Genomic DNA, 1,731 nt, shown 5'->3' with positions numbered 1-1,731 from the left:
TGAGCATCTCGGCCACGCGTGCGTCGACTTCAGCCTTGGGGATCTTGTCCTGTTGCAAGCCGAAGGCGATGTTCTGCGCCACGGTCATGTGCGGGAACAAGGCGTAGGACTGGAACATCATGTTGATCGGCCGCTCGTAGGGCGGCATGTCGGTGATGTCCACACCGTCGAGGTAGATGCGACCTTCGGTTGGGCGCTCGAAACCTGCAAGCATGCGCAGCAAGGTGGATTTGCCCGAACCCGAACCGCCGAGCAAGGCGAAGATCTCGCCTTTCTTGATTTCCAGGGACACATCGTCCACGGCAATCGTCTCGTCGAACTTCTTCGTGACCCGGTCGATTTTGACCAGCACCTTTTTCGGTGTCTGGTCGCCCTCGAGGGCTTTCTTATAGGCGCCGGAGGCAACTGCCATTTACGAAACTCCCAAAAAAAACTGTGCAGCCGGCCCAATGCGGGCCAGCCTTGGATAGTTTTAGCCTTACTTGCCCGTCTTGACCTTGGTCCAGCTACGGGTCATTAAACGCTGCACTTTCGGGGGTAGCTCAAAGTTGACGAATGTCCGCTCGAGAACCGCCTGCGGTGGGTAAACCGCTTCGTCGGTGCGTATCGATTGCTCCATCAGTTTGTCCGCCCCTGGGTTAGGGTTGGCGTAACCGACTTGATCGCTGACCTGAGCGATCACCTCAGGCTGCAGCAAATAGTTGATGAAGGCGTGGGCTTCCTTGACGTTGCTGGCATCCTTGGGAATCGCCAGCACGTCGAACCACAGGTTGCCGCCTTCTTTGGGAATCGTGTAGGCGATGTTCACGCCTTTGCCCGCCTCCGCCGCACGGGCCTTGGCCTGGAACACATCGCCGGAGAAACCGGCCGCCACGCAGATGTTGCCGTTGGCCAGGTCCGAGATGTATTTGGAGGAATGGAAGTAGGTCACGTAGGGCCGCACTTTCAGCAGTTTTTCCTCGGCTTTCTTATAGTCGGCCGGGTTGGTGCTGTTGGGGTCCAGGCCCATATAGTTGAGTACCGCCGGTAGCATTTCATCGGCCGAGTCCATGAACGACACGCCGCAAGTGGCCAACTTCTTCATGTTTTCCGGTTCGAACAACACCGCCCAAGAGTCGATCTTGTCGACACCCAGCACTTCCTTGACCTTGTCGACGTTGTAGCCAATGCCGTTGGTGCCCCACAGGTACGGCACCGCGTACTGGTTGCCCGGGTCGTTCTTTTCCAGGCGCTTGAGCAGCACCGGGTCGAGGTTGGCGTAGTTTGTCAGCAGTGACTTGTCGAGCTTCTGGAACGCTCCAGCCTTGATCTGCTTGCCCAGGAAATGGTTGGACGGAACCACGACGTCGTAGCCGGTACGCCCGGCGAGCAACTTGCCTTCCAGGGTTTCGTTGGAGTCAAACACGTCATACACAGGCTTGATACCGCTGGCCTTTTCGAAGTTGGCCAGGGTGTCGGGGCCGATGTAGTCCGACCAGTTATAAATATGCACCGTCGGTGCGGCCTGTACGCTGGCAGCCAGCGTGATACCTGCACCCACCAGCATGGCTTTGCGAAATAAAGAAATTGGCAAGTGGAGGTCCTCTTGAATAGTTGGGGCCTTGAAGTTGTTGCCCGGCAACAAAACCGGCGCGCAACTTACCGTCGATAAACCGATCCGGCAAAACTTTCTTTGATCTAATTTGTGGGAGGGGGCTTGCCCCCGATGGCGATGCACCATCCGAGAGAATC

General features: G+C 57.1%; 2 protein-coding genes. Both read right to left on the bottom strand.

What is annotated here, in order from left to right:
* On the bottom strand, positions 1 to 412 hold a 412-nt coding region (locus BKD70_RS22200; protein WP_139145786.1), incomplete at its 3' end, for an ABC transporter ATP-binding protein.
* Positions 413 to 478: 66 nt separating this feature from the next.
* A complete protein-coding gene (locus BKD70_RS22195; RefSeq protein ID WP_034128995.1) occupies positions 479 to 1,573 on the bottom strand; it encodes a polyamine ABC transporter substrate-binding protein in 1,095 nt (364 codons plus the stop codon).
* Between the last annotated feature and the right edge of the window lie 158 nt (positions 1,574 to 1,731).

Source organism: Pseudomonas sp. BS-2016, from assembly GCF_001806145.1.
In the GTDB taxonomy this organism is placed as follows: domain Bacteria; phylum Pseudomonadota; class Gammaproteobacteria; order Pseudomonadales; family Pseudomonadaceae; genus Aquipseudomonas; species Aquipseudomonas lundensis.
This window is presented reverse-complemented; position numbering and strand designations above follow the sequence as displayed.